This window comes from Prevotella sp. HMSC073D09 (assembly GCF_001814145.1).
Classification (GTDB): domain Bacteria; phylum Bacteroidota; class Bacteroidia; order Bacteroidales; family Bacteroidaceae; genus Prevotella; species Prevotella conceptionensis.
In genome coordinates this window covers 5537-6085 of the sequence record NZ_KV815146.1, presented here as the reverse complement: position 1 = coordinate 6085, position 549 = coordinate 5537, and the positions used below count along the sequence as shown (strand labels likewise).

General features: G+C 52.6%; 1 pseudogene. It reads left to right on the top strand.

Annotated features, from left to right (window positions below):
- Window positions 1-549 (top strand): annotated as a pseudogene (locus HMPREF2955_RS17175) (RHS repeat-associated core domain-containing protein); the annotation flags it as partial.

The following is a 549-nucleotide window of genomic DNA, read 5'->3' as shown; positions in this document are numbered from 1 at the left end:
AGATTGGGCATGAGCATTATACATACGATGCCAATGGTAACCCCACGCTGGTGGAGGATGACAGCCTGAACACGGAGCGGCGAATGTATTGGGACGAGGACAACCGCCTGAAGGTATTGTCGGACAACGGCAAGACCAGCCGATACACCTACAATGCCGCCGGTGAGCGCATCGTCAAGAGCCACGGCGACCTTGAAGGCGTATATATCAATGGTGCACCGCAGGGAATCACGTTCCATGAAACGGAGGATTACACCATTTATCCTGCTCCGATAATCACTGTGACAAAGAACCGCTTCACCAAGCATTACTTTATTGGCGATAAACGTGTAGCAAGTAAACTCGGTGTAGGCAAGTTCAGCAATGTTTATGGCATCAGCGGCAACAACGTTACGGCTGGACAGAAAGATTATGCCGCCCGCATGATGCAGATAGAGAAACAGCGTGAGGACTACTACCGCAAGCTGGGCACGCCACCGGGAGTGCCCACGATGAAGGGTGCGACGGCCGATCCTGACAACACCGGTTATGGCTACAACACCATCATCG